Source organism: Candidatus Protochlamydia phocaeensis (assembly GCF_001545115.1).
GTDB lineage: Bacteria > Chlamydiota > Chlamydiia > Chlamydiales > Parachlamydiaceae > Protochlamydia_A > Protochlamydia_A phocaeensis.
The window spans coordinates 95,350-118,782 of sequence record NZ_FCNU01000023.1 but is presented as its reverse complement, the minus strand read 5'-3'; the positions used below and the strand labels follow the sequence as shown (position 1 = coordinate 118,782).

Genomic DNA, 23,433 nt, shown 5'->3' with positions numbered 1-23,433 from the left:
TTATTTGAATAGCCCTTATCTGTTTTAGGAAAGGGACTGCCGTGACGACATGGATATCAAAGCCTTTATGCTTTCCATGAAGCTTCATGCTGGATTTAATTATTTAATTTTTTATCGATAAGGTTTTTATGACGAGTTTCGCTCTTGCCAAGAAAGAGGGTGCATTGGGAGCTACCCTATTGGTAACTGGCTGTTGTACAGGGGCTGGGATGATTGGACTTCCGGTTTTAAGTGCAAAAGCCGGTTTGATTCCCTCTACGCTGGCCATGATTCTTTGCTATTTTTTTACAACCGGAACAGGCCTTTTAATTCTTGAGGCGACTTTATGGTTTGAGGGAAAGGTCAATTTGCTGTCTATTTCACAAGCTATTTTAGGAAGGGCAAGCAAAATTGTAACGAGCTTTCTGTTTACATTTCTTTTCTATTGCTTGTTCGTAGCTTACTTAGATGCGGGAGGAGGGATATTGGTTAATCTTTTGTCGGCTTTGCCTCCTTTTGTCGTGCTGCCGCGCGAATGCGGAATCCTTTTATGCTTGGCTATTGTCAGCGCGATGACCTATATCGGCGCTCAATTTATCGTCTATGTCAACCGTCTGTTGATGTTTGGATTGATTGCCCTGTATGCCGCCTTGATTTCGCTTGGTTTGCCGCAAGTCCATTTAGCCCATTTAGCGCACATGGATTGGAAGGCATCGGTTGCCGCTTTGCCGGTTTTGCTCGTATGCTTCGGTTACCAAAATCTGGTCCCAAGCCTTGTCCATTACTTGAAGAGAAATGTAGAGGCAATCCGGATAGCTATTATAGTGGGAAATTTCATTCCTCTGCTCATTTATTTTGTGTGGGACTTTGTCATCCTGGGACTCTTGGGCCAAGACTATGCCGAGCTAAAAAAAGCCTTAAGCCATAATGAATTGGTCACAGGCTTATTGGAAGAAACCTCGCATTTTCAATTTGCCATTGTATTTGTAAAAGTTTTTTCCCTGCTTGCAATTTTGACGTCCTTCCTGCCTAATGCGCTTTCATTTGTGGACTTCCTCAAGGATGGCCTTAAGCTATCTTCGTCCTCGCGCTTGGCAAGCCATTTGGCTGTCATTGGATTAGTCTTTATTCCGCCGGCAGTCTGTACGCTTCTCTATCCTAACCTCTTCTTGAAGGCATTGGGATTGGCCGGGGGATTTGCCGATGTGCTGCTATTCGGTCTGCTTCCTTCTCTGATTGTTTTTGTCGGACGCTATATCAAGCGCCTGCAAGGACCTTATCAGGTTGCAGGGGGGAAGCCTTTTATATTAGCAATGATGCTGCTGTCTTTATTTTTTTTATTGCTGAGGCACCAATGAATACATATGAGGATTTAGGAAAGGAATTGCTAGGCCTGGAATCATATCTCCATCTTCTGTTTTCGAAGAAGGAGCTGACTAGGCAGCAGGCTGAAGCCGTAATGGATTTAATAGTGGAAGAAGCGAATCCTTATCAGGCTGCCGCTTTGCTAAGCATTTTGAAATACCGCGGAGAGACGGCAGATGAAGTGATCGGATTCTTATCAGCATTTGCTAAACGAGCTCTGCCTGTACACTTGCCCTACCCTGTCCTTGATATAGTCGGAACGGGGGGCGATCTGGCCAATACAGTGAACATTTCAACGGGTTCAGCAATTTTAGCTGCCGCTTGCGGCATCCCCGTTGCCAAGCATGGCAACCGGTCGCTTTCAAGCCGCAGTGGGGCGGCAGATGTTTTAGAAGCCTTAGGGGTGGAAGTGGAAATTCCTCCCGATCGAATCGGCTCCTGTTTGGTGGAAGCAAATATTTCCTTTCTTTTTGCGCCTTACTACCATCCTAGCTTGAAGAAGCTCGGACCGATTCGAAAGGGATTGAAACTGCCCACTGCCTGCAATTTGCTTGGCATTCTGCTCAATCCAGCCAAAGCGGAATACAGTTTGATCGGCGTTGCTCAAGCCTCTCTTCTTGAACTAGTGAGCGAAGTGATTTTAAAGCTTGGCAACCGCAAACGGACGCTCGTCTTTCATGGCTGTGGCTTAGATGAGCTGAGCCCTTTAGGGCCCGCCATTGCCTATGATATTAGCAATGGAAAAAAAGAACGCTTGGAAATAGACCCCCTTTCTTTAGGGTTGCCTTCCTGTTCGCTTTCTGATCTGCAAGGAGGGGATGCGCAGGCCAATGCGGCTATTTTAAAAGAGGTCTTTGCCGGTCGAAAGTGCGCTGTTGCCGATGCCCTTATTTTCAATGCTGGGGCAGCTTTATGGGTCTTCGAGCGCACGCCTTCTCTGCAAGAGGGCATTCACGTTGCGCGAAGAGCCTTAGAAACAGGTCAGGCGCTGCAGGTATTGGAAAAATGGAGGCAATTTTCAATGAAACTTAAGCAGGAGCAGTTCCATGAGCAACCATCCTTATCTTGATCAAATTCTTAATCGGAAGAGAAAAGAGGTGCAGGCTCTCATTAAAAGGGCAGATCAAGATCCGCAAAATCTTTTGCATCAAACTTTAAGCCAGGAGCGCAAAGCAAATGGACGATTTGCCTCCGCTTTAAAAGGCCCAAAGCTGGGAATTATTGCGGAAGTCAAAAGAAGGTCTCCTTCTGTTGGAAAAATAGGAGAGATCGTCGATCCGGCGAAATTGGCTTTAAATTACTGCCAAGGAGGCGCTTCAGCAATTTCTGTCCTAACGGATCTGGGAGGATTTGGAGGGACGCTGAAGGATTTGCAGCAGGTTTCGCAAGAGATTTCTTGCAGCAGAGCCGTTGTCCCTGTTTTAAGAAAGGACTTTATCATCCATCCCTTGCAGCTGGCAGAAGCTGCTTTGGCGGGAGCTTCTGCAGTGCTGTTAATTGCCGGCCTTTTAGGAAAGGAATTGAAAGTATTCCTTGAGGCGTCTGTCCGCTTGGGATTGGAGGCCCTGACAGAAGTCCATGATGTGGAAGACTTGGAGCTGACCTTAGAGGCTGGAGCGCCAATTATTGGAGTGAATAATCGCAATTTGCGGACATTTGAGGTGGATTTAAAGCGATCGGAAGAGCTTCGCCCTCGGATTCCGCCATCGGCTATTGCAGTGGCAGAGTCCGGCATCCGCACTCCCGATCAAGCTAAGCGCATGCACGAGCTGGGATACGATGCCATTTTAGTCGGCGAAGCGTTTGTCCAATCAAAAGATCCGGCTGCGCTCATTGCGTTGATGAGAGGAGAAGAACATGCAAATTAAAATCTGTGGGTTAACGGATCCGGAAGAAGCCGGTTATGCTGCCAGCTTAGGAGCTAATTATATTGGAATCCTGTTTTCCAGTTACTCCAAGCGCTGCGTTCCGCTCAATCGCGCGAAAGAGATTGCCCAGGCAGCTCATCTAAACGGCGCCTTAGCTGTAGGCGTATTCGTCGATGAAACGGCTGATCAAATCCGCTCTCTTTGCGAACAGGCGGAAATTCAAGTGATTCAGCTGCATGGAAAGCGGTCTCAACAGGATGCGGTAGGCCTTTATCGTGATTATCCCTTGATTTTTTATGCCGTGCCTGTCGGTTTCGATGGTCATTTGGACCAGCCCCACGATCTACCTGCCTGCGCTTACCCCTTATACGATCATTTAAGCGGAGGCACAGGCCAAACTTTTGAATGGAAGGCTTTTACTCCTCCAAAGAACAAGCCGTGGATGTTAGCCGGCGGACTTAATCCGCATAATGTCGGTTCTGCTATTCGCTTGCTTCAGCCATCGGGGGTAGATGTTGCAAGCGGGGTCGAATATCCTCAATCCGTCCGAAAAAACCCGCTTTTAGTAAAGGCTTTTATTGAAGCGGTTAAAGAAGCAAAGGAGAAAAAATGACACATCCTTACCCATTTGGCGGGCAGTTTATGCCGGAGATTTTAATGACACCCATTCAAGAGCTTGCCCATACCTGGGAAGCTCTGCATAAAAGGCAGTCATTTTTGAGCGAGCTTCAGGGCTTATTTAGGCATTACGCCGGCCGGCCGACTCCATTGACGGAAATCAAAGGTTTTTCACAAGCGATTGATGGTCCGCGCATTTTGTTAAAAAGGGAAGACCTTTTGCATACAGGAGCGCATAAGATTAATAATGCTTTGGGTCAGTGCTTGATTGCCAAATCCTTAAATAAAAAACGCGTCATCGCTGAAACGGGAGCGGGACAACACGGAGTTGCAACAGCGACAGCTTGCGCGCGTTTAGGATTAGATTGCATTGTCTATATGGGAGCCAAAGACATGGAACGGCAAAAGCCCAATGTCGATAAAATGCGTTTATTAGGTGCAGAAGTCATTGCAGTCCAGCAAGGCTCTGCCACTTTAAAAGACGCGATTAATGAAGCTCTGCGCGATTGGTCGGCCCATTATGAGCATTCGCACTATTGCTTGGGATCGGCCCTTGGTCCTTATCCCTATCCGCAGATCGTGCGCTTTTTCCAAGCTGTGATCAGCTTGGAAATCAAGGAGCAGCTTTTGGAGCAAGGTTATGGGTTGCCTGATATCATGATCGCTTGTGTGGGAGGCGGATCCAATGCTATCGGCTTTTTTCATCACTTTATTCCTGATGAAAAAGTGGCATTGATCGGCGTAGAGGCTGGAGGAGTGGGATTAGAACCCGGCAAGCATGCTGCCCGATTTGCCGGCGGCAGCCCAGGCGTACTGCACGGCTGCTATACTTATTTGTTACAGGACGAAGAAGGGCAAATTTTGCCGACCCATTCAGTATCGGCTGGACTGGACTATCCCGCCGTTGGCCCTGACCATGCTAGGCTATATGAATCCGGACGGGCTTCTTATGAGATTGCAACGGATGAGGAGGCTTTGCACGCTTTTTATCTGCTTTCCAAGACGGAAGGGATCATTCCCGCCTTGGAGTCGAGCCATGCTTTGGGGTACCTCGTTAAACAAGCCCCCCAATTAAAAAAAAATAGCCTAGTCATTGTCAATTTATCGGGAAGAGGGGACAAAGACTTAGGGCAGATTCTCAATCAGGCAAGACAAGAGAAAAGGGAGTCAAAAGAGAAATAAGATGGATAAGATTGCAAAAAAATTTAGAAACGGGCAGCCATTTATTGGCTATTTGACGGCTGGGGATGGCGGGCTGGACTATAGCCTGGCATGCGCACAGGCTTTGATCGAAGGCGGTGTGGACATCCTGGAGATCGGATTGCCTTTTTCCGATCCCATTGCCGACGGTCCCATCATCCAGCGTGCTCATCAAAGAGCGCTGGAAAATAGGACAGCTTCCGCTGAAGTATTGGAAATGATCAAACAATTGAAAAGGCTAAGCGATACGCCTTTAGTGTTATTTAGCTATTATAATCCCTTGCTTAGAAAACAGGACCAATTCCTCCTGAAGGCCAAAGAAGCGGGGATTGATGCCGTTTTAGTCGTTGATTTGCCGGTTTCTATCCAACCAGGCGCGCAAGATCCTTTTTTTCAAGCGCTTGAAAGAGTGGAATTGCTGCCGATTCTCTTGGCAACGCCCTCTACCGATTCGACGCGTTTGGCGCAAATAGGCAAAATGGCGCAAGGATTTGTCTATTATGTCTCGCAAAAAGGAACGACAGGGATGAGAAAAGACTTAGCTGCTGATTTTGCCGATCACTTATCCCGTCTGCGTCCGTTGATTCCGGTCCCCATTGCAGCAGGTTTTGGAATCGCTGACCAATCAGCTGCCCGCGCAGCTCTTGCGCATGCCGATGGCTTTGTCGTAGGATCGGCCTTCGTTAAATTAATGGAAGAAAAAAGATCGCCTGCTGACTTAAAAGCGTTGGCCCAAGCGATTGATCCCAGGTCAAGGAAAGAGACATGACAAATTTAACGAAATACCAAGCGAAGGCCCAGCAGCTGGATGAACAAGATCCTCTTAAGGCATTCAGGCAATATTTCTCTATTCCGGAAGGGCGTTTGGCTCCGCATAAAATTTACTTTTGCAATAATTCCTTAGGCCTTCCGCCCGTCAAAGCGCTGACACTCATGCAAGATCAAATGCAGAAATGGGCCAGCCAAGGAGTGGAGGGCTGGTTCCAGGGAACAGATAATTGGTATGCCTCATTAGCTGCTTCTTTACAGAAACCATTGGCCGGCTTGCTAGGCGCGCAGGAAGAGGAAGTTATTTTGATGAATAGCTTGACGGTCAATTTGCACTTGCTGTTGGTCTCATTCTATCGTCCCACAGCTAAACGCTGTAAAATTATGATCGATTCGCCTACGTTTCCTTCGGACTTGTATGCCATTAAAAGCCATCTGTCCTTTCATGGATTGAAACCGGAAGAGGCTTTAATTATAATGGCGCCCCGCCCGGGCGAATCTCTTCTGCGGATGGAGGATATTCAGGAAACAATCGCAAAAGAAGGAGAATCGATCGCTTTGGTCTTCTTGAATCCGGTCAATTTTCTTACCGGACAAGTGCTAGAGATGGAATCGATCGCGAAAGCTGTCCATGAGAAGGGGGGCTTGTTCGGATGCGACCTTGCCCATGCTGTGGGAAATATTCCTCTGCAGCTGCATGCATGGGAAGTCGATTTTGCCGTCGGCTGCTCTTATAAATACCTATGCGCGGGCCCGGGCGGACCGGGAATTGCCTATGTGCACGCTTCGCACCATGCAGAGCACCTGCCGCGCTTCAGCGGATGGTGGGGCAATGATCCGCAGTCTCGCTTCCGCATGCAGCTCGAGCCAGATTTTATTCCGTATGGAGGGGCTGCCAGTTGGCAGGTGAGCACGCCTTCGGTCTTGGCGCTCACGCCCCTTTTAGCTTCGCTTGAACTGTTTCAAGAAGCGGGGATTGCGCGGCTGCGCGAAAAATCGAAGCTGCAGACGGCTTTTTTATTGGAATTGCTAGAAGAGTTGCCTAAGGGCCAATTCCATCTATTGACCCCCAGGCATTCCAATGAAAGGGGATGCCAACTGACTTTACGCATGCCGGTTGTAGCTGAATTTTTTCTTGGGCAATTGGAAGAAAAGGAAATTATTTGCGATTTTAGGCAGCCCGATATGATCAGGCTGGCTCCTTCGCCGCTTTACAATACTTTTAGCGAGATTTATGCATGCGTTTCACGCCTGCTAGATCTTTTAGGAGACTTACAATGAGCTATTATAGAGGCCCTTTATTATTCTGCGGCTCTTCGCATACCGTTTTGGGAGAAGAAATAAGCCGTTGCTTAGCCATCCCATTGGGACGCCTATCCCTCGATCAGTTTCCCGATGGAGAAACCAAAGTGGAAATTTTAGAAGAGGTAAGAGGGCGCGACGTATTCGTTTTGCAATCGACGGCCTTGAATCCCAATTTCTATTTAATGGAGCTGCTCATCCTCATCGATGCGCTCAAGCGGGCATCCGCTAAAAACATTGTGGCGATCATTCCTTATTTTGGCTATTGCCGGCAAGACCGCAAGGACAAGCCCGGCGTTCCCATTACCGCTAAGCTCGTGGCTAACATGCTAGCAGTCGCCGGCATGTCACGCCTGATCACTTTGGACTTGCATGCCGGCCAGCTTGAGGGATTTTTTGAAGTGCCTGTCGATCATCTGTCTTGCCAGTCCTTGCTGGCTGCCCAAGCCAGGCAAATGCTTGGGAAGGATGGCATTGTGGTCGCTCCAGACATCGGAAGCGTAAAGGTTGCTAAAAAAATGGCTAAGCTGTTGGGGATAGAGATGGCGATTATCGAAAAACAGCGCACAACGGCATTCGACGTACAAATGACATTGATTGGCAATGTAGCGGGCAAGCATGTCCTGCTGGCCGATGACATGTGTTCAACAGGCGGAACGCTTGTCGCTGCAGCGCAATTATGCCGGCAGCAAGGAGCAAAAAACGTGATTGCTGCTGTGACGCATGGCATTTGCGCAGGTGATGCCATCAAGGACATAGAAGACAGCATTTTAACGTCTTTGATTATGACCAATACCGTTCCTATGCTTAATCGCTTCTCTCATTCTAAAAAGGTGGCGGTCCTTTCGATCGCTTCCTTGATCGCAGAGGCAATCAAAGGATTGCTGGATGATTATATCAGGCCAGGTTATGCGATGAGTTTAATTTAAAATAGATGGATTTTAATAAATCTATGATTTAAAATGTTTACTTTATTTTTTTGTTGTTAATCTATTAATAAAGTTTATTATGGTATCTTCTGTCAGCTTTTTATCTACATTGAATCAAACTTTTCAGGACGCTCCTGTTATTTCTCAGTCTATGTATGCGAGCGGCCATCAATTTGCAGTTTGCTCGGCGAATTCTATTCCTGCCAATTGCTCGAGGATGCCTAGCGGGCAGATAGCAAAATATGCCCAGCAGTATTTGAATGCCTATTCCCGAGAAGAAAAAGTCCAGCTTAAATCTTCCCTTTTGCAGCTGAAAGCCAGAGTAGAGCAGAAACGCTCTTGTTTTCTATTGAAAAGGATTTTTATAACTTTCCTATCTGCCATTCGCAACTATTTCCAAGGGCTAGGGTTTGTTGATTCAAGGGTCTTAGTCAACCGTGCTTTGGATTGCATCAGGCAAGATTTAAATCAACTGACGTTAGCTTTTAGAGGTGACATATCTTTCGGCCCTGACGAGCAAGAGCTGCTGTTAAAAAGTTTTTCAGAAGAAAATAGGCAAGCTTTACGGCAAAGGAAGCCTGCTATCCGCATAGATGGAGAGGAGATTGCTGTTAAGTACTATGGACTGAATATTCCGGTTTTTGAACTGGATCCCTTTCCGGGAGTCATTTTTAAGCTTAGCTATACGAGCGATAAAATGCGGGATAGGTATCAAGCTATGGTTAAAGCAAAAGAGGTCTGCCGAGAAAACAATCTTCAGCGTTTGATTGTGCCCGATTGCTCGTTGCTCGAGATATCTGCAGGAGAGGAGACAATTAATATAGTAGCCGAAAGGAAATATGACATTAAGCATGGCAAACATGCGCAGCAAATAGCATTCACTAATCATGAAAGCGAATTGGAAGACATTGTCAGGCAGCTTGCCATCTTGATCTGTAAGACAGGCTTTGCCGACGTCAAATGGGATAACATACCCTTAATCCATATGGGCGAAGTATGGCGCGTTCTCTTGATTGATTTGGAGCCTCACGATCAGTTTGGCAGTAAGGGCGGATTGATTGGCTGGGGTGAAGGCAATGGGTGGGGGAGTCCTACGCCTGGTTTAATGGGATGTTGTCCGCGTTATGCCGAGTTGATTTATTCAATAGCAAAAGAACATCTCTCTTCTGAGGACTTTGAGGCGATGCGTCCGGCTTTAGAAGAGGCCAGGGCTAAAGCTCAGGAGATCAATCGGCGCAATGAAAGCATAGAAGCCTTTCATCGAGCAAGAGGCGTGACGGCTGAAACGCCTGCCGTTGATCTCATGCAAGTGGATTTACTAGACATAGAAGAGGAGAAAAGAGAACTTTATCGGGCTATCTTATCCGACATTAATGAAGTATTGATGAAGCAGGGAGAAATGCGGACCGACTTGAAGCAAGCGAGGGAATGGAGATTGACGATGGATTATCATACAGTAGATAGCAATTATAAAAAAACAATTGGTCAGCATTTCTTTGAAATTGCAGATCACTTGCTCCCTTGGCTGCAGCAAAAAGGACTCATACATTCAGTTTTAAATGCAGATGAGGCGACCAATTTGAATATTGATCTTAGAAAGCCGTTTGGCAAATACGATAAGATCGTTCAATTTTAGCGAGATAGCCTTTTCTCCATGGAACTTGGCATGCCTTGATCTGGCATAGGTAATCAATAAGGCTAAGCTGCCCGGTTATGCTTTTATCGGGAGAAAATTAAAAATTTAAAATAATTTATTGACAATTGTTGATTAAATTGCTTCAATTCAGCTCACTCCCAAATGAGCCTAATTAGTCCTTATCATTGCATATTGCTTTGCTTTTCCTTTATTGGCCTTTAACAAGGGAAAAGTACAATAGGTTCGCCTCTGATGTATTTAGTTTCTACCTAGATTAAAATTACTTTCTCAGCAGCACTAACTGTGCAGAGTAGTAGTCGTAAGGGGAGCAATTGCCTTCCTTTACGGCTACTATTTATGCATGGTTAATTCGGTTGCGCAAGAGCAGCTTGATAGATCTATAGCCTGGTTTATTTTTTTAATATGAGGTTTTAAGAACCTATTCCACGATCTTTTAAAGGGGCGTATTAAAACTCATAATGGTTGATATTTGAGTATTTTCTCTTAAGTGAAAAGAACTCAAATCTCGATCATTAGCAGTTTTAATCCTCTAACCCTTATCTAAGGAGCATTGATATATGAAAAGAGGCTTGTCTTTAATCTTTTCCTTTTTGCTATTGCTTGTAGCAAGGGCGTATGCCGATACAGCTTTTCCATTGCAGGCGTCTTATGTGATCGATACTGCTTGGCCATCCGGATACCAAGCGACAGTCACTTTGACCAATCCGTCTTCAACAGCGACTTCTTCTTGGACAGCCGCTTTCAGCCTGCCTGATGGGCAATCTATTAGCAGTCTTTGGAATGGTGCGTATACAGCTAGCGGCCAGAATATAACGGTTAAAAACCCGACTTGGATTGGGGGAGGAACTATACCGGGGGAGGGATCAACGACTTTTGGCATGATTGTGCAAAACCCGGATTCCGGCACTCCTGCCCTTAATGGGCTATTGGCTATGGCAAATGGCGTGCCGACTCCTCCACCTGTCCCCAAGGCGCCTGTCTTAAATCCGGTTGTCATTAGTTCTTCTTCTCCAACAAGCTATTTGGTTTCTTGGAACAGCGTCGCTAATGCGGCCACTTATCAGCTTCAACAAGATATCACCAGTGCTTTTTCCAATCCGCAGGTGGTTGCCCAAGGAACAGCGCTCTCTTATTCAGCGGCCAATCAGCCTAATGGGACGTATTTTTACCGAGTGGCTGCGATCAACTCTTCCGGCATAAGTCCTTATAGCAATGTACAAAGCGTGACCGTTCAAGTTGATCTGGCAGCTCCAATCCTACAGCCCATTAGCAATCCTACGGGCAACAGCCAATATCTCGTCAGCTGGAGTGCTGTGGCGGGGGCTCAAGGCTATACGTTAGAAGAGTCTTTAACTAGCGATTTCTCCGATCCCCAAATTGCCTATCATGGAGCGAATACCTCTTACCAAGCAAGCGGGAAACAGCCTGGCCAGTATTACTATCGCGCAACAGCTTACTCAGGAGTCTTAACCGGCCCTCAAAGCAATATTGAAGAAGCCATCGTGACTCAGCAGGCGCCACAGACTAACGCCATTGTGGAAGGCTATTGGGAGTCTTGGAATTCGGTTGATTCCATCAACACTATTGTCAATATGCATGCCGATGTCATCGATATTGCGTTTGCCAATTTTAATTCAACAGGCACGCATACATTCGCCATTGCAGGCCTAGACTGCGATCAAGCGACTTTGACGCAATTCATTGCAGCCGTCCACAATGCAGGCAAAAAGGTTAAATTATCTATTGGAGGAGCGACTTATGGCTTATCAGGGCAGCTTTTGACAGCTCAAGATGCAGTTGGAATGGCTCAAGCAATAGCCTCCTTTGTTCAAGGGAATAATCTGGACGGTGTAGACTTTGATATCGAAGATTATCCCGCCCCCGATTTGCAAATCGCTTTGCTGCAAAACACACGGCAGCTATTGGGAAGCCAAGCGCTTATCAGCTATACGCCAAAAACGCCGGCTTCGACCACTTATCCCTATGATCAAGTGATTCAAGGGGCGCATCCTTATGTCAATTCGATTAGCATCATGGCCTATGACTATGGCCCGGGCTATTCTTACCAACAGGATATTCAAGCCCTGCAAAATATGGGCGTACCTGCCTCTAAGATTATTATTGGATTGATGCCGGGATATGATGATCTGCACGTGATGACCTCTTTGAGCGATATTCAAAATGCGGCCGAATATGTGATTGCCAATGGACTTGGTGGAATCATGTTTTGGGATTTGAACCGCGATCACGAAAACCTAACTGGACTTGGAAGCGATGGGGCGACCAATACAGCTTGGAATATTTTGCATTAATTTTGAATCAAGAGGCCCTTTTAGGGCCTCTTGGCATTTATTTAACTTACTATTCATGCTCATCTTCTTTTCTCAGCTTCTGAACGAATTGCGATAGATGGCTATCCATGTCATGGGGATAGGCAAATCCCATCTGTTTGGAGAGTGGAATAGCCAGCTGACGGAAAAGGTCGATCGTCTTTTCCAATGCCTGCCAGCTCTCTTGCCTGTCAAGGCGGGCGAAGATTTCATTTAGCGCCTTCCAAGACTGATCGTCTAGCCATGTATGCATGCCTTTGCCATTTGGAGGGAGGGCTAGCCTCCACCCATGCGAGGCTTGCGCATGCCATTCGAGCATTTTTAATAGAAAATGATCATTAATCAAGGCCGCTCTGAACTTTGCCGACCATAAATCATGCCGTTTTAAATACTTGGCGACATGATAGGCTTCAAACCAAAATTCCTCGACAATTGTTGAAAAGGCGTGCTCTGATGGCTGCTTGTCTTCCGGCTTTTGTAAAGAGGGAGTGGGTATTAAGGCTGGAAGGTGATCTTTATCCACAAGTATGCGGTAGCCGGATTGATAGTCTGCGGGCAACGAAGAGGAAGAAATAAAGCCTTGCAGGACATTTAAAGGGAAAAATGAAAAATCGACTTTAATACCCCCTTCAAAAATAACCAAGCGCGAGGGAAAAGCATTTTGCTTCAAATAGATTTTCTCATGTACGCAAATCCATGGTCGTCCAATAGCAAAAAGCCAGTCATCTTGATGAATGAAAGGCTCTAAGCTTTGGCAAAAAAGAGAGAGGTCATAATCGGATAATTCGTCAAAATGCTGTCCAGCCCGCGATCCAATCAAAAAAGCTGCTCGGATGGAATGTTCATGCTCCACCCATTGGATAAGTTGTTCCATCATCTTGTTTAATCCATCGCTTATTCGATTAATGCGGAATTCTCTATGGCAAGAGCTAAAAGTAAAGCAATATTTGCTGGGTCTGATTGGGAAACCTTTTAGAATAGCTCTCAAGCAGGCAGCTTATTCAATAAGCCGCCCTACTAGCAAGACAATCAAATGCTTATTTTGGAAGCAGCTGAATAGAAGAGCAAGATAAATGATAAGAAGAGTCGTTTGGATTTAAAGAGGGTAATAGATCTGCTATATTAGAAACCAATTGTTCTTGAGGCTCAGCCTTATCTCCTTCCTCGCATTCTTCGCTCTCTTCACCTTCTGGAATAGCAGGAAGTGGAGTCGTCGCTACGGAAGAGAAGCTTGGGCCTGTGTAAGGATGAGTGTTAAAATTTGGGTCTGCTAAAGGGACTCTTGTTAGATAAAATAGCGGAGCAGACGCTTGCATCCACTGAGCAATCGTCGCAGCATTCTGAAGCTGGGCCGAGTTAATTAGAGCTTGATTAGACTGAGCTTGCCCCGTTGTCTGTGTCGTCGGTTGAGAAGGATAAGCAGGATTCGTTCCTATAAGAAAATCAAAAGTTGTATGCATGCAAGTACCTATTTGTTTTAAAAAACGATTTATTTTAATTATTTTTAAATAAAATAGAAGTAAATAATAATATTAATTATATTTTTAATTATATAGGATGGGTTAATCTGGCTATTTTATATAAGGAAAAGGGAGGCTGTCACGCCATTCTATCCTTTGATCTTTTTGATTTCTTTTTCAGTCATCTTAATTTAAGATTGTCCTCAAAAATTACCTAAAAATCTCAATGAATAGAATAGTGGGATAGGTTCATCATATCTTTATTTTGGGGTGAGAAAATGAAGTACCAGAAAGTCAAAGTTCCGGCTAAGCACATGATTGGCATTGAATGTCGGGCATCCAATGCCAATCCGCTTGTCATTGCGCAGCACTGGGAGCGTTTCTATAAAGAGGGCGTATTAAGCCGCATTCCTGATCGATTATCAGAAGACGTCATGGCGCTTTATTGCGATTATGAAAGCGATCATACGAAGCCTTATTCGTTAGTTATTGGTTGCGAAGTCAGTTCTTTAGAGAAAATTCCGCAAGGAATGGTCGGTAAAACGGTCCCTGCTTCGACTTATGCGGTTTTCACTGCCAAAGGAGCCTTTCCTAAAGCGATCATAGAAACATGGAAAACTATTTGGCAAACGGCATTAAAGCGCACATATACAGGCGATTTTGAAATTTATGGCAGCAAGTATAATAGCATGGTTGATCCTGAAATGAACATTTCGATTGCTATAAGGGATTAGCAAAAAGGAGGGCGGCTGATGAGTCTATTAAAAATTAAAAAAAGCTTAGACATTCAAAAAATTCGCTTGTCTGCCTGTGGAGAGTTGACAGGACTTGTCATTGTCATCGATGTTGTACGGGCTTTTACAACAGCTGCTTATGCCTTTGCTGCGGGAGCGGAAAAGATGGTTTTAGTTGGCGAGGTAGAGGAGGCCTTCCGCCTTCAGAGGCAATTTCCGGACGCCTTATTGGCTGGAGAGCAGCAGGGAATTCCCATCGACGGTTTCCATTTTGGAAATTCGCCGATCGAAATGGCAAATGCTTCTTTGCATGGGAAGACGCTGATTTTTAGAACATCTTCGGGGACTCAAGGCGTTGTGAAGTCGCATCGGGCGTCTAAAATATTAGTTTCCAGCTTTGTGGTGGCAAAAGCGACTTTAGAGCGCATCCGTTTTTTAGAATCGCATTCGGTCAGCTTTGTGATTACCGGAACAACAAGAGGTGGTTTTGAGGATCTGGCTTTGGCTGATTATTTGGAGGCCAAGCTTTTAGAGGAAGGAGAGGAGAGCGTTGAACCCTATTTGGAGCGGGTCAGGCTTTCTCCGATAGGAGCGGCGTTTTCTAGTGGTTTTTATCCCCATTTTCCTGTCCATGATTTAGAAGCAGCTTGCCAAGCCGATCAATTTCCCTTTGCCATGGAAGTGTCTGTGGAAAACGGCTTGTTTGTTCTGCGTCCGGTTACTAGAGAAGGCTTGGCTTGGCCATTTAATCTGCAAGGAATGAAGTAAAGAATAAAATGGTTAACAAAGTGACGCGGATAGGCGTTTATGGTGTGCTGATTGACAAGCAATCTATCCTCTTAACTCCTAAGCGATCCGGTCCTTATCAAGGTAAGTTGGATTTACCTGGAGGGAAAATTGAGTTTGGAGAGACCATCGAAGAGGCTTTAAGAAGAGAGATGCGAGAAGAAGTTGCCATGGGCTTTGTCTCTATGCAACTTTTGCAAAATGTCTCTTATTTTATCCGCGCTGAACAATTCGATTTTCACCATTTAGGCCTTCTTTATATCGTCAAAGAGTGGTATTCGCTTCTTGATGCCAAGCCAGAAGATAGTTTTGATTGGTATCCGCTTTCTACGCTTAATCCGCAAGGGCTGACTCCTTTTGCCCAATCTGCCTTAAAATAAATTCAAAAAATCATTTATTTTTTGGCTTGATAAAGCTGGGCTTGTGGACTGTGGCTAAAAGACACTTCGCTAAGCTTAATAGAGGAAAAGCCTGCTTTTTCCAAAAGCAATTCCATTTCATAGCGATAATACCAGCGAATAAATAATTCCTCTTCTTCGGTGGCCAGCAATTGGTCTCCTTTCCATTTTTCATAGCGATTAAAATAGACTTCTAGCTGTTCTTTAGGATAAATAGTGAGATGTGAATGCAAATGATAGAGGTGCCCTTCCGCGTCATTGATCCGACGCTCAAGCACCACTGGTTTGGGCGAATCGACTAGCTGATCTCCTTCAATGCAGGCGTGCAAAGAGTCCCAAGGAACGGAGATATCTAAAATCAATAGACCGCCAGGAATAAGATGACGGTAAAGGATTTGCAAGATATGCAAAGCTTCTAAGCGATCGGGGAACAGTTGAAAAGAGCCGACGGGAATATAAATCAAGGCATAGGGATGGGGAAGAGAAAGCGATTGCATGGATTGATGATAGAGCTGGACGGGAAGATGTGCCTGCCGACAGCGCTTGGCGCATTGCTGAAGCATGGAGGAGGAAAGGTCGACGCCTTCAATCTGATAGCCTTTTTCGAGAAGGGGAATGAGCAGTCGCCCGGATCCGCACATGGCTTCTAAGATAGGGCCATCTGCATTGTCTATCAAATTGGCATAAAAATTGACCTCGCCCTCACACGCCCGTGGTTTGGTCAAATCATAAAATTCCGTGCAAAGCTGCTGATAACTTTTGAGCATAAAGTTACCTAAAATTAATTGTTTGAGAAAAATAACCTTACAATTTTGATTATAATCAATAAAAGACTATTTCATGCTAGTCGAAATTTCAATTTTTGAACTCATTTCGGTATAAAAGATAGGCATTTCCCTCTTCTTCATTAGGTTTATCTTTACCGACGGATTTAGTGATCATATTAAAAGGTTAGTTATCAATAAGATGAGGTTAGTTTATACTTTTCTATTTTGGCTAATGGACCGGCAGATGGGAGATTTCTGCCGATCCCTACAGTCGGGAAAAGACTAAAAATAACCCTTATTCATGCGCATAGTAGGCATAAATATCTTGATTGAGCTGAGGCAAATAATTCACTTCTTCATGTGCCTGTTCCATCAAATGATTGTCTTCTAATATTTGATGCAAATTTCCAATCAATTCTTTTAATGCCAAAGCAAAAGGTGCGAATTCTTTTACCTCTTTAAGCGCATTTAAGCCTAGCTGCAGTTTTTGATGAATTTGATTTAGATGGGCATAAGCCATCATTTCCGAGAAATCTAGCCCTGAGGGGGTTATTTCGGAGGATTTTACCTCTGAAGGGCTTGGCTTGCCTTTCTTTTCCATGTTCACCAAAATTTCGAAGCCCAATTTGGCAATTAAGCTCTCTTGCCAATTCCATTCTTGTGCAGATTTATTCAAAAGAGGGTGGAGGAAAGAATGCGTATGAGGAAGCACGCTTATTTTATTTATGTTTTGTTCAAGGTTCAGTTTCAATTCATCTTTATCCTTGGCTTGCATTCCTCTTAAAGTAGGTTCTTGATAGCTATTTAAATGGTAAGACAGGCGTAAAAGTTGACCGGTTAATTCCGTTTCATTAGACCATAATAAATTTTTTGCGGGAAAAGACCCTTGTTTTTTGCCGAATAATTGTTTTAACAATGTTTGAGTCAAAAAGGGCAGATCATCTGCCGAGCGAACAGAAGACAGATTCAAAAGAGCAAGCAATTTTTCTGAAGTTAAATGGGGAATGAGGCTTTCTTTTTGTTCCGCGTTTAAAAACTCATAAAGGGCTAGAAGCTGGGCTGTGCTTAAATTTATCAAAACTGGTTTCCAGGCATCCTTTTCTTTAGATAAGCAGAAAGCCACGCATATGCCTGCAGGAGTGATTTTGTCTTTATTACTTTTAATTGACTCTAAGCTAAGATCCTGTATTCCAAAGAGGCTTTGTCTTTGTTCTGTTGTTAAAGACTCTGCAAAAGCGGGATAATCAACAGGCTCTATTTGAGCGAGGAGCAATCTCTCTACCGGAAATTGATGGCAGAGCGCCAGAGTCTCTTCTCTATGTATTTCACTGGCATAGGCTTTTAAATGCTTATCCATAAAGTGCCAAGCAACCACTAATTGATAGGGAGAAAAAGACGCAATCGCCCATTTAGCTTGCTCTACAGGCCCTTGTTTTATGGAAGCGACCAAAGATTCAATATGTGCAAAGTTTACAACAGGATGGCCTGAGAAACGGTCTAATTGATCAAGCTTTCGAATGATATTAGCCGGATCTTCCTTCAAAGGAGAGGACGGAAGGCTTAAATCTGCATCTAAGATGGCTTTTGGAGATCCATTGGCACAGGCTAAAGGTGAAGGCAATTCCTTAAGGGCTTTTTTAAAATTATCTTTTAATAGACGCAGCTGAAAAAAATCGCTGAAATAAAGGATAGGGATCAGGCGTTGAATATCAGAACTATTATCTGTTTGATCCAAGAAAACTTTTAGAAGAGGGGCTTCTGCACCCTTATAAAGGGAAACAATTTGGCCAAGGAAATCCATATTGCAATTTCCTAGGATGGTCATATGCTTAAATAATAATCCTTGCAAATCTGGCCTTAAATGAGAGAATAATTTGATCACTTGAGAAGACGGCCAAAAGCGTATCGCCCGGCTTTGGTTTTGCATAGCAGAGAAAGGCATGCAACATAGAAAATGAGCCATCTGATTCGCTGGAAGGCTTTCTAGAATTCTTGATAAGCAATCTGAATGATAACGCTCAGTTAGCGTTTGCAATAAAAGATGCAAATTGGCTGCTTCAAAAGGCGAAAAGGCAATGTCTAATTTCTTATCATCAAAGTAAGAAACGATTTGCCTAAAGACAACTTTTAAAAGGGGATGGCTTTTTGAATCAATGTTCATTGTGCCCAAGGCTTCAATGAAAATATAGGGATTTGCATGCGCCTGTCTCGTAAGTAATCCAGTTTTTACCGCTAGGCTGAATTCACTTTCTGCTAAACAAGAAGAGGCAGCCTTTTTTAAACAGCGCTCTAAATGTTCTTGCAATCTAGCCCTTGTTTGCCAATTGGTAGTAAAAATCAATTTGCAAGCAAGCTTTGGATGATTTTGGCAGGATTCTAATAATTCTTCGGTTTCATTCTCTTGCAGTAAGGATATTTTCTCCAAAGAAGAGGCCTGTAGATCGGTTACGTATTTGAAAAGGTTTTTTACAAATGCTTGGGCCTCTTGAGAATGATTTTCATAAGCACTTTCAATTAAAGGAGGAAGATAAAAAAGCTCCGCTATTCGAGGATAAAATTGTTGCTTCACTTCTTCAAATTGAGATTCGCAAAAGCAAACAATCTCTAACAAGATCACTTGATTTTCAGGGTAGTGCCTAAGAATTGCATCTATACCGGTTGAAAACTCCTCTGCATCTTTATTCAGCCAGTAAGACAACGTGAGCATCCTCTGTCTAGGCGTAAGCAGGGGATACCAACGAGATTGGAATCTGAATGCGTCGGAAAAGTAAGAATGGATTTGCTGAATGGCTTGGTCCGAGGCGTTTTCTAAAAAAAGCCTTAAGCCTTCTCGGACCTGCGGCAATTCCACATTTTCCAGAGATGTGCATTGTCTCCAAATCAAGGCAGGAATGGCAAAACGGGCATGTTTAGGCATGATATCCAGTAGGAGAGCCAATTCTTGCGTTTCTAAGCTTTTTATTAAGTCATCCCAATTTTTATCCCTTAAATGGCTTTCTATCCAATTGTAGAGCATTGGTTTTAAAGTTGATAAATCTTCATTAGGCAAGTTTTTCTGCCCGGCGGCCAAAGCTAAATAATCTTTCATGGACAAAGAAGTCTTTTCCAAGCCCATTTGAAGGCTGGTAGGGAGCGTTTGATTCCGATTAAAATACATGGATTTTAGAAGAAGCAATTGTAGGGGATTTAAATGCGGGATCAATTGATCGATAACAGGTGCATCGATAACAGGGTCTTTGAGTGAGCGCAAGTGCATCTCTTCAAAAAAAGCCATGAAACCATGCACCTGGCACAGAGGGCTTTGTAAATAAATTAGACAAGCCGATTCTCTAATAACAGGAGAGGGGTGGGATAAGATTATTCTAAGAATGCCAAAGCAAAACCATTTATCGGCAAGCGCTTCAGGGATCAGTATAAGCGAAAGGGCGGATGGCTCTTGGACAAGGCTCAATACTTTTTCTAGAAATGAAAAAGAGGGTTGGAAAGACTGGCAAAGATTGATTAACCTGCTCCAGCTTTGTGCATTTAATAGGGGAAAAAGGAAATGGGCGATCACCGCTCTTTGCTCTACAGATAAGTCCTGTACTAACTGTCCAAAGGTATTTTCTGCTGAAGGGAAAAGCGCCGCTTTTAGCAAGAAAAGGTGTAAAACCTTCGCTGCTTCCTGCGGATATTTTTCATGAATGGCTTCTATAAAGTAGGCAGCAGCATCAGGCTCTTGAACAAGCTGCTCATAAAAGAGTTGGCGGGACTCTTCTGATAAAAAGGAAGGGATGACAGTGAGTAAAGATGGTTTAAAACGCCAGTTCCTATGGCTTGCCAATTGAGTGGTAAAGTCCAGCAGGTCGCTTGCTGACATTAATTGAAATAAATGTTGAAGATGAGGGATTAAGTTCGCATGCGAATCATGGAAGGATAAGAAAATGAGATTGGCAATACTGAGATAAAATTCTTTGCGCGCCAGACAGAGATGATAAAAAGCCGGCAGCTTATCTGCAGGCATGAGGTGTAATAAAGCGCCTAAAGCGGTTAACGGCCTATTAAACTGCCACTGATCGACTTGAAGATAAAAACAGTTTGGATCCTTTTCAAAGGCAGCCTTTAATTCTTCCGTCGACATGCTTTTCAACATGTCTCTCATGGCAGAGAGCTGGCCCTCAGATAAGCAGGCGGGATCTTCTAAAGGCTTAAAAACTTCCCGAAAAGCATGCAGTCGCTGCTCGCATAATTGCTCTTGATGAGAAAATCCAGACGGGGATGAATCGTTAACTGTTGACAAATCATCCAGCTCCTTCTCTGGCAAAGAAGGGCACAGCACCTCTTGCCTCTCTAAAGAGGAAGGAGAGGGTAAAGCAGAAGGAAGGATAGGCCGATCTAGCCCTTGTGCTTGGCCTTGCAAGTCTGCCTGCTTCCTGTGGGCAAGAGCTAGAAGATCGCGCACGTCTTTAGGAGCTTGGGCACGATAGCCAAAAAAATGTAAAAGAGGATACCACCAACGATTTTCAATAGAGCTTTGTATGCGCTGAGAAAATGCATGCAATGCTCCTTCGAGTTGGGTCAAAAGAGTAATTCGGCTTCCTAGGGGCTGAGGACTATGATTTGAAAAATAATCAATACATTCTCTGCATATCGCTGTAATTTGCTTAGTTTTAAAATTAGAGAATTTTGTGTGACTCTCTAAATAGGCTGAGGTATCGGAGCGGATGTATGTTCTGTTCCGCATTGCATTTGTAAACACATTTGTAAATTGCTGGTATTGAGAAATAAGAATGTTCATTTTTTATTTTCCATTAAAGTAAATGGATAAGCCTTAAAAGAGTAATGATGCAAGAATGATTTAATAAGCAATCGAATATGTTAAATGTTGAAATTAGCTGCGGATGCAAGGATATTAATCTACTTTTAATTAAAATGAAATTATTTTAATAATTGAATATTTAATTTAAAAATGAGGTTAACACTTTTATGTCTGCGCCCTTTCTTCGGATTTTAGAATGAAGACCGCTAACGATCTAGATGTGAATTCTTCCGCTCTCCAAGCTAGAAAATCTTGAGGGAAAAGTCTTCGCCGCCTCCACCTTTCTCGAAGTAAGGATTTTAACAATTTTCCTCTCTTTATAAGTATTCTCTTGCTTAAAAGAGATCCTATAAGCTGCCATTTGATCATCAAACCATCAGACTATCTTTTTTCGTCTTACGCTTTTTCCTTATTAAATTTTAAGTCTATAAAACTCATGTTAATAGCCTAAGCTCACCGTTCTTTTCGCTTAGAGAGAAAATACTCTCAAATATAGTTAAGAAATCTTCTAAATACCTTCTTCTGAATTTATTTCAATTTATTATCGAACAATAAATGAAAAATTATCTAATTGCATATATTTATGTTATTTTTAAACAATATTATTAATTAAACGCGTTAAGTGTTATAATTATAAACGTAGGGTTTTTATTTTATTGTTTGTGGTTGTATGTTTAATGTTATAGATGTTTGTTGGTAATTTGTTTATTTTTAGTTTTTAATAAATATGAAAACAAAACAATCCGGTGAGTTTAGTTTTAATTCGGATAGTTTATACTATCAATCTGTTAACAGTCCCCAAAATATAATATTAAAAAGTGTAGATGGGACGATTCAAAAAATTCAATCTTTACAAATTGATCCTCAACAAACGTTATATAGCAAAACATTGGGTTTATTATCGCTTAGCTGCTTTATTCCTGAAAGAACCCATGTTATGGTTCGGATAAAGGCAAGTGATCATCCTTTATATATTAAAATCTCGGATTTAAGTCAGGCGATAGGAATTAGCGAAAAGGCTATCAGGCAGGCTAGCGAACAGGCCAGAGGAGATGTGTCTGATCTTGTTCAAGCAGAGCAAGAGCTGGCTGAAACAATGAATTTAGAGACACTCAATAGAGTGAAGGGATTCGTTAATCAAATTGGTAACTTTAATTACCTCAAGCCTTTAGCAAAGGTCTTATCGGAGACCCAAGATTTTGACTATACCCAATCTTTGGCAACCGTGATATCGAGGCTAAAATTAAAAAATTTAAAGGTACTTGTTAAGCAAGTAAAAGATAAGCAGATTTCTGGAAACGAAAAAATGCAAGAGACAATAAAAGCAATCGGTAAGCAATTGGCACAGCAACAGGATTTAAGCAATTCTCAAGCCTTTCGCTTTGAATCGGCTAATGATCAACATTATCCTTTTACGCTATATGATGGAGGGATCTATATTTCGAGAGAACCCCTTGCCAAGGGGGGAAATAAGGACATTAACGAAGCTATTCAATTGAATAATTTAGAAGAATATGTAGAGGCCCGATCGAAGCCGTCCTCTATCGCATCGGCTGGGGCAAATGTCCGAAATTTACGAAAATTACATAGTCTTGGAATTCCTCATATTGTCCCAAATTATAAATTTAGTCACATTAGCGAAGACTCATACGAACCAAGTCATTATGCTGTGCAACAAAGAATGGATGGAGATGGAGAGAAATTAAAGAAAGTTGCCACACCTAAGCAGTATTGCCAAGTCATGAGAGACGTGGCGATTGGATTAAAAGAAATTCATAAACAGCACTTTATACATGGTGATATTAAACCTGCCAATATTTTATTTAAGCAGCAAACAGATGGGCAAATGAAAGGGTATATCCATGACTTTGATACCTTGTTTAATACTTTGATAGATGACAAAAAAGAATTTATTGGAGGAACCCTTACCTTTTTGCCTCCAGAACATTTAGATGAGAATGGAGATCTAAAAATTAACGAGCAAATGATCAATGATAAATTTGATAGTTTCTCTTTAGGGATAACAATTTTAGCGTTTGTAGATCCGAAATTCAATGCCCCTGTCAATAACTTTGCTTCTAAAAAGCTTAAACAAGATCAAATGGACGGCTATCTTGATAGCGTGTCTAGCAAAATTTCGAAGAGCTCCCTTTCAGAAGATGAAAAGACATTAACGCTTGGAATGTTAGAAATAACGAAAGGCCTTTTGAAAATTGATCCAGATAATAGGCTTTCTTGTGCAGACGCAGCAGTAGGCTTAGACAAGTTAATAACCTGAGTTTGCAGTTTTTTTGCTCTTTCGACTGCGTCAAAGCCTTGCCATTTTTCATCTGCAAGAGCTTTCACGTTAGTCCAAAGGGCAAAAACTCCAAACTTAGGTTAATACCATCTTAAATTGCTGCAAGATTGGGCAGCCTAGATTTGTCTGCATGTAGGATGATGTGAAAAGAAAAGATGAGCCGCCTTGGGAGGCG

18 protein-coding genes are annotated in these 23,433 nt (G+C 43.3%); 14 read left to right on the top strand and 4 right to left on the bottom strand.

The features are described 5' to 3' along the window. Nucleotides 1–128 precede the first annotated feature (128 nt). The 10 genes from BN3769_RS09190 (at nucleotide 129) to BN3769_RS09145 (ending at nucleotide 11,998) form a co-directional block, all read left to right on the top strand. The gene (locus BN3769_RS09190) at nucleotides 129–1,337 is read left to right on the top strand and encodes an amino acid permease (RefSeq protein WP_079989498.1); all 1,209 of its coding nucleotides are present in this window, start codon (nucleotides 129–131) and stop codon (nucleotides 1,335–1,337) included. Beyond that, the gene (trpD, locus tag BN3769_RS09185; protein ID WP_068469819.1) at nucleotides 1,334–2,413 is read left to right on the top strand and encodes an anthranilate phosphoribosyltransferase; all 1,080 of its coding nucleotides are present in this window, start codon (nucleotides 1,334–1,336) and stop codon (nucleotides 2,411–2,413) included. The genes BN3769_RS09190 and trpD overlap by 4 nt, the downstream gene beginning before the upstream one ends. After that, the gene (gene trpC / locus BN3769_RS09180) at nucleotides 2,391–3,212 is read left to right on the top strand and encodes an indole-3-glycerol phosphate synthase TrpC (protein ID WP_068469817.1); all 822 of its coding nucleotides are present in this window, start codon (nucleotides 2,391–2,393) and stop codon (nucleotides 3,210–3,212) included. The genes trpD and trpC overlap by 23 nt, the downstream gene beginning before the upstream one ends. Then, nucleotides 3,202–3,825: a phosphoribosylanthranilate isomerase gene (locus BN3769_RS09175; protein ID WP_068469814.1), complete on the top strand. Its 624-nt coding sequence runs from the start codon at nucleotides 3,202–3,204 to the stop codon at nucleotides 3,823–3,825. Before trpC ends, BN3769_RS09175 begins: the two co-directional genes overlap by 11 nt. Continuing rightward, complete coding sequence (gene trpB, locus BN3769_RS09170) at nucleotides 3,822–5,012, top strand: tryptophan synthase subunit beta (RefSeq protein WP_068469811.1); 1,191 nt, start codon at nucleotides 3,822–3,824, stop codon at nucleotides 5,010–5,012. The genes BN3769_RS09175 and trpB overlap by 4 nt, the downstream gene beginning before the upstream one ends. Nucleotide 5,013: 1 nt before the next feature. Beyond that, nucleotides 5,014–5,799, top strand: a complete 786-nt coding sequence (trpA, locus tag BN3769_RS09165; RefSeq protein ID WP_068469809.1) for a tryptophan synthase subunit alpha — start codon at nucleotides 5,014–5,016, stop codon at nucleotides 5,797–5,799. Continuing rightward, nucleotides 5,796–7,079, top strand: coding sequence for a kynureninase (gene kynU, locus BN3769_RS09160; RefSeq protein ID WP_068469807.1), 1,284 nt, complete (start codon nucleotides 5,796–5,798; stop codon nucleotides 7,077–7,079). The genes trpA and kynU overlap by 4 nt, the downstream gene beginning before the upstream one ends. Continuing rightward, entirely contained in the window at nucleotides 7,076–8,029 is a 954-nt protein-coding gene (locus BN3769_RS09155) for a ribose-phosphate diphosphokinase (RefSeq protein ID WP_068469805.1), read from the top strand. The genes kynU and BN3769_RS09155 overlap by 4 nt, the downstream gene beginning before the upstream one ends. A 79-nt stretch (nucleotides 8,030–8,108) precedes the next feature. Next, a complete protein-coding gene (locus BN3769_RS09150) occupies nucleotides 8,109–9,665 on the top strand; it encodes a hypothetical protein (RefSeq protein WP_068469803.1) in 1,557 nt (518 codons plus the stop codon). A 578-nt stretch (nucleotides 9,666–10,243) separates the two neighbouring features. Further along, nucleotides 10,244–11,998 (top strand): glycosyl hydrolase family 18 protein, encoded by a 1,755-nt coding sequence (locus BN3769_RS09145; RefSeq protein ID WP_068469800.1) that lies wholly within the window; start codon nucleotides 10,244–10,246, stop codon nucleotides 11,996–11,998. Nucleotides 11,999–12,047: 49 nt separating this feature from the next. Here the strand turns inward: BN3769_RS09145 and BN3769_RS09140 are convergent, their stop codons facing one another. Together BN3769_RS09140 and BN3769_RS09135 are read right to left on the bottom strand one after the other, a co-directional pair. Continuing rightward, a complete protein-coding gene (locus BN3769_RS09140; protein ID WP_068469798.1) occupies nucleotides 12,048–12,893 on the bottom strand; it encodes an aminoglycoside 6-adenylyltransferase in 846 nt (281 codons plus the stop codon). 160 nt (nucleotides 12,894–13,053) lie between these two features. Beyond that, entirely contained in the window at nucleotides 13,054–13,476 is a 423-nt protein-coding gene (locus tag BN3769_RS09135; protein WP_068469797.1) for a hypothetical protein, read from the bottom strand. 278 nt (nucleotides 13,477–13,754) lie between these two features. Between BN3769_RS09135 and BN3769_RS09130 the strand changes: the two genes are divergently transcribed. The 3 genes from BN3769_RS09130 to BN3769_RS09120 are packed head-to-tail and all read left to right on the top strand — an operon-like array spanning nucleotide 13,755 to nucleotide 15,376. Beyond that, the gene (locus tag BN3769_RS09130) at nucleotides 13,755–14,210 is read left to right on the top strand and encodes a GyrI-like domain-containing protein (RefSeq protein WP_068469795.1); all 456 of its coding nucleotides are present in this window, start codon (nucleotides 13,755–13,757) and stop codon (nucleotides 14,208–14,210) included. Nucleotides 14,211–14,228: 18 nt separating this feature from the next. Next, on the top strand, nucleotides 14,229–14,978 hold the full coding sequence (locus BN3769_RS09125) for a 2-phosphosulfolactate phosphatase (protein WP_068469793.1): 750 nt from the start codon (nucleotides 14,229–14,231) through the stop codon (nucleotides 14,976–14,978). Nucleotides 14,979–14,986: 8 nt separating this feature from the next. Then, entirely contained in the window at nucleotides 14,987–15,376 is a 390-nt protein-coding gene (locus tag BN3769_RS09120; RefSeq protein WP_068469791.1) for an NUDIX domain-containing protein, read from the top strand. A 14-nt stretch (nucleotides 15,377–15,390) separates the two neighbouring features. On the opposite strand, the gene BN3769_RS09115 is transcribed toward BN3769_RS09120, so the two are convergent. Both BN3769_RS09115 and BN3769_RS09110 read right to left on the bottom strand, forming a co-directional pair. Beyond that, complete coding sequence (locus BN3769_RS09115) at nucleotides 15,391–16,161, bottom strand: class I SAM-dependent methyltransferase (RefSeq protein WP_068469788.1); 771 nt, start codon at nucleotides 16,159–16,161, stop codon at nucleotides 15,391–15,393. A gap of 295 nt (nucleotides 16,162–16,456) precedes the next feature. Further along, nucleotides 16,457–20,938 (bottom strand): hypothetical protein, encoded by a 4,482-nt coding sequence (locus BN3769_RS09110; protein WP_068469786.1) that lies wholly within the window; start codon nucleotides 20,936–20,938, stop codon nucleotides 16,457–16,459. A 748-nt stretch (nucleotides 20,939–21,686) separates the two neighbouring features. Between BN3769_RS09110 and BN3769_RS09105 the strand changes: the two genes are divergently transcribed. Next, nucleotides 21,687–23,237 (top strand): protein kinase domain-containing protein, encoded by a 1,551-nt coding sequence (locus BN3769_RS09105; protein ID WP_068469784.1) that lies wholly within the window; start codon nucleotides 21,687–21,689, stop codon nucleotides 23,235–23,237. Nucleotides 23,238–23,433 lie beyond the last annotated feature (196 nt).

Bases quoted from the DNA above. Each gene is read 5' to 3' on its own strand.
- BN3769_RS09115 (WP_068469788.1), bottom strand. From the start codon at position 16,161: ATGCTCAAAAGTTATCAGCAGCTTTGCACGGAATTTTATGATTTGACC.
- BN3769_RS09120 (WP_068469791.1), top strand. From the start codon at position 14,987: ATGGTTAACAAAGTGACGCGGATAGGCGTTTATGGTGTGCTGATTGAC.
- BN3769_RS09175 (WP_068469814.1), top strand. From the start codon at position 3,202: ATGCAAATTAAAATCTGTGGGTTAACGGATCCGGAAGAAGCCGGTTAT.
- BN3769_RS09130 (WP_068469795.1), top strand. From the start codon at position 13,755: ATGAAGTACCAGAAAGTCAAAGTTCCGGCTAAGCACATGATTGGCATT.
- trpC (WP_068469817.1), top strand. From the start codon at position 2,391: ATGAGCAACCATCCTTATCTTGATCAAATTCTTAATCGGAAGAGAAAA.
- BN3769_RS09145 (WP_068469800.1), top strand. From the start codon at position 10,244: ATGAAAAGAGGCTTGTCTTTAATCTTTTCCTTTTTGCTATTGCTTGTA.
- BN3769_RS09135 (WP_068469797.1), bottom strand. From the start codon at position 13,476: ATGCATACAACTTTTGATTTTCTTATAGGAACGAATCCTGCTTATCCT.
- trpB (WP_068469811.1), top strand. From the start codon at position 3,822: ATGACACATCCTTACCCATTTGGCGGGCAGTTTATGCCGGAGATTTTA.
- trpD (WP_068469819.1), top strand. From the start codon at position 1,334: ATGAATACATATGAGGATTTAGGAAAGGAATTGCTAGGCCTGGAATCA.
- BN3769_RS09190 (WP_079989498.1), top strand. From the start codon at position 129: ATGACGAGTTTCGCTCTTGCCAAGAAAGAGGGTGCATTGGGAGCTACC.
- BN3769_RS09110 (WP_068469786.1), bottom strand. From the start codon at position 20,938: ATGAACATTCTTATTTCTCAATACCAGCAATTTACAAATGTGTTTACA.
- BN3769_RS09150 (WP_068469803.1), top strand. From the start codon at position 8,109: ATGGTATCTTCTGTCAGCTTTTTATCTACATTGAATCAAACTTTTCAG.
- kynU (WP_068469807.1), top strand. From the start codon at position 5,796: ATGACAAATTTAACGAAATACCAAGCGAAGGCCCAGCAGCTGGATGAA.
- BN3769_RS09105 (WP_068469784.1), top strand. From the start codon at position 21,687: ATGAAAACAAAACAATCCGGTGAGTTTAGTTTTAATTCGGATAGTTTA.
- BN3769_RS09125 (WP_068469793.1), top strand. From the start codon at position 14,229: ATGAGTCTATTAAAAATTAAAAAAAGCTTAGACATTCAAAAAATTCGC.
- trpA (WP_068469809.1), top strand. From the start codon at position 5,014: ATGGATAAGATTGCAAAAAAATTTAGAAACGGGCAGCCATTTATTGGC.
- BN3769_RS09140 (WP_068469798.1), bottom strand. From the start codon at position 12,893: ATGATGGAACAACTTATCCAATGGGTGGAGCATGAACATTCCATCCGA.
- BN3769_RS09155 (WP_068469805.1), top strand. From the start codon at position 7,076: ATGAGCTATTATAGAGGCCCTTTATTATTCTGCGGCTCTTCGCATACC.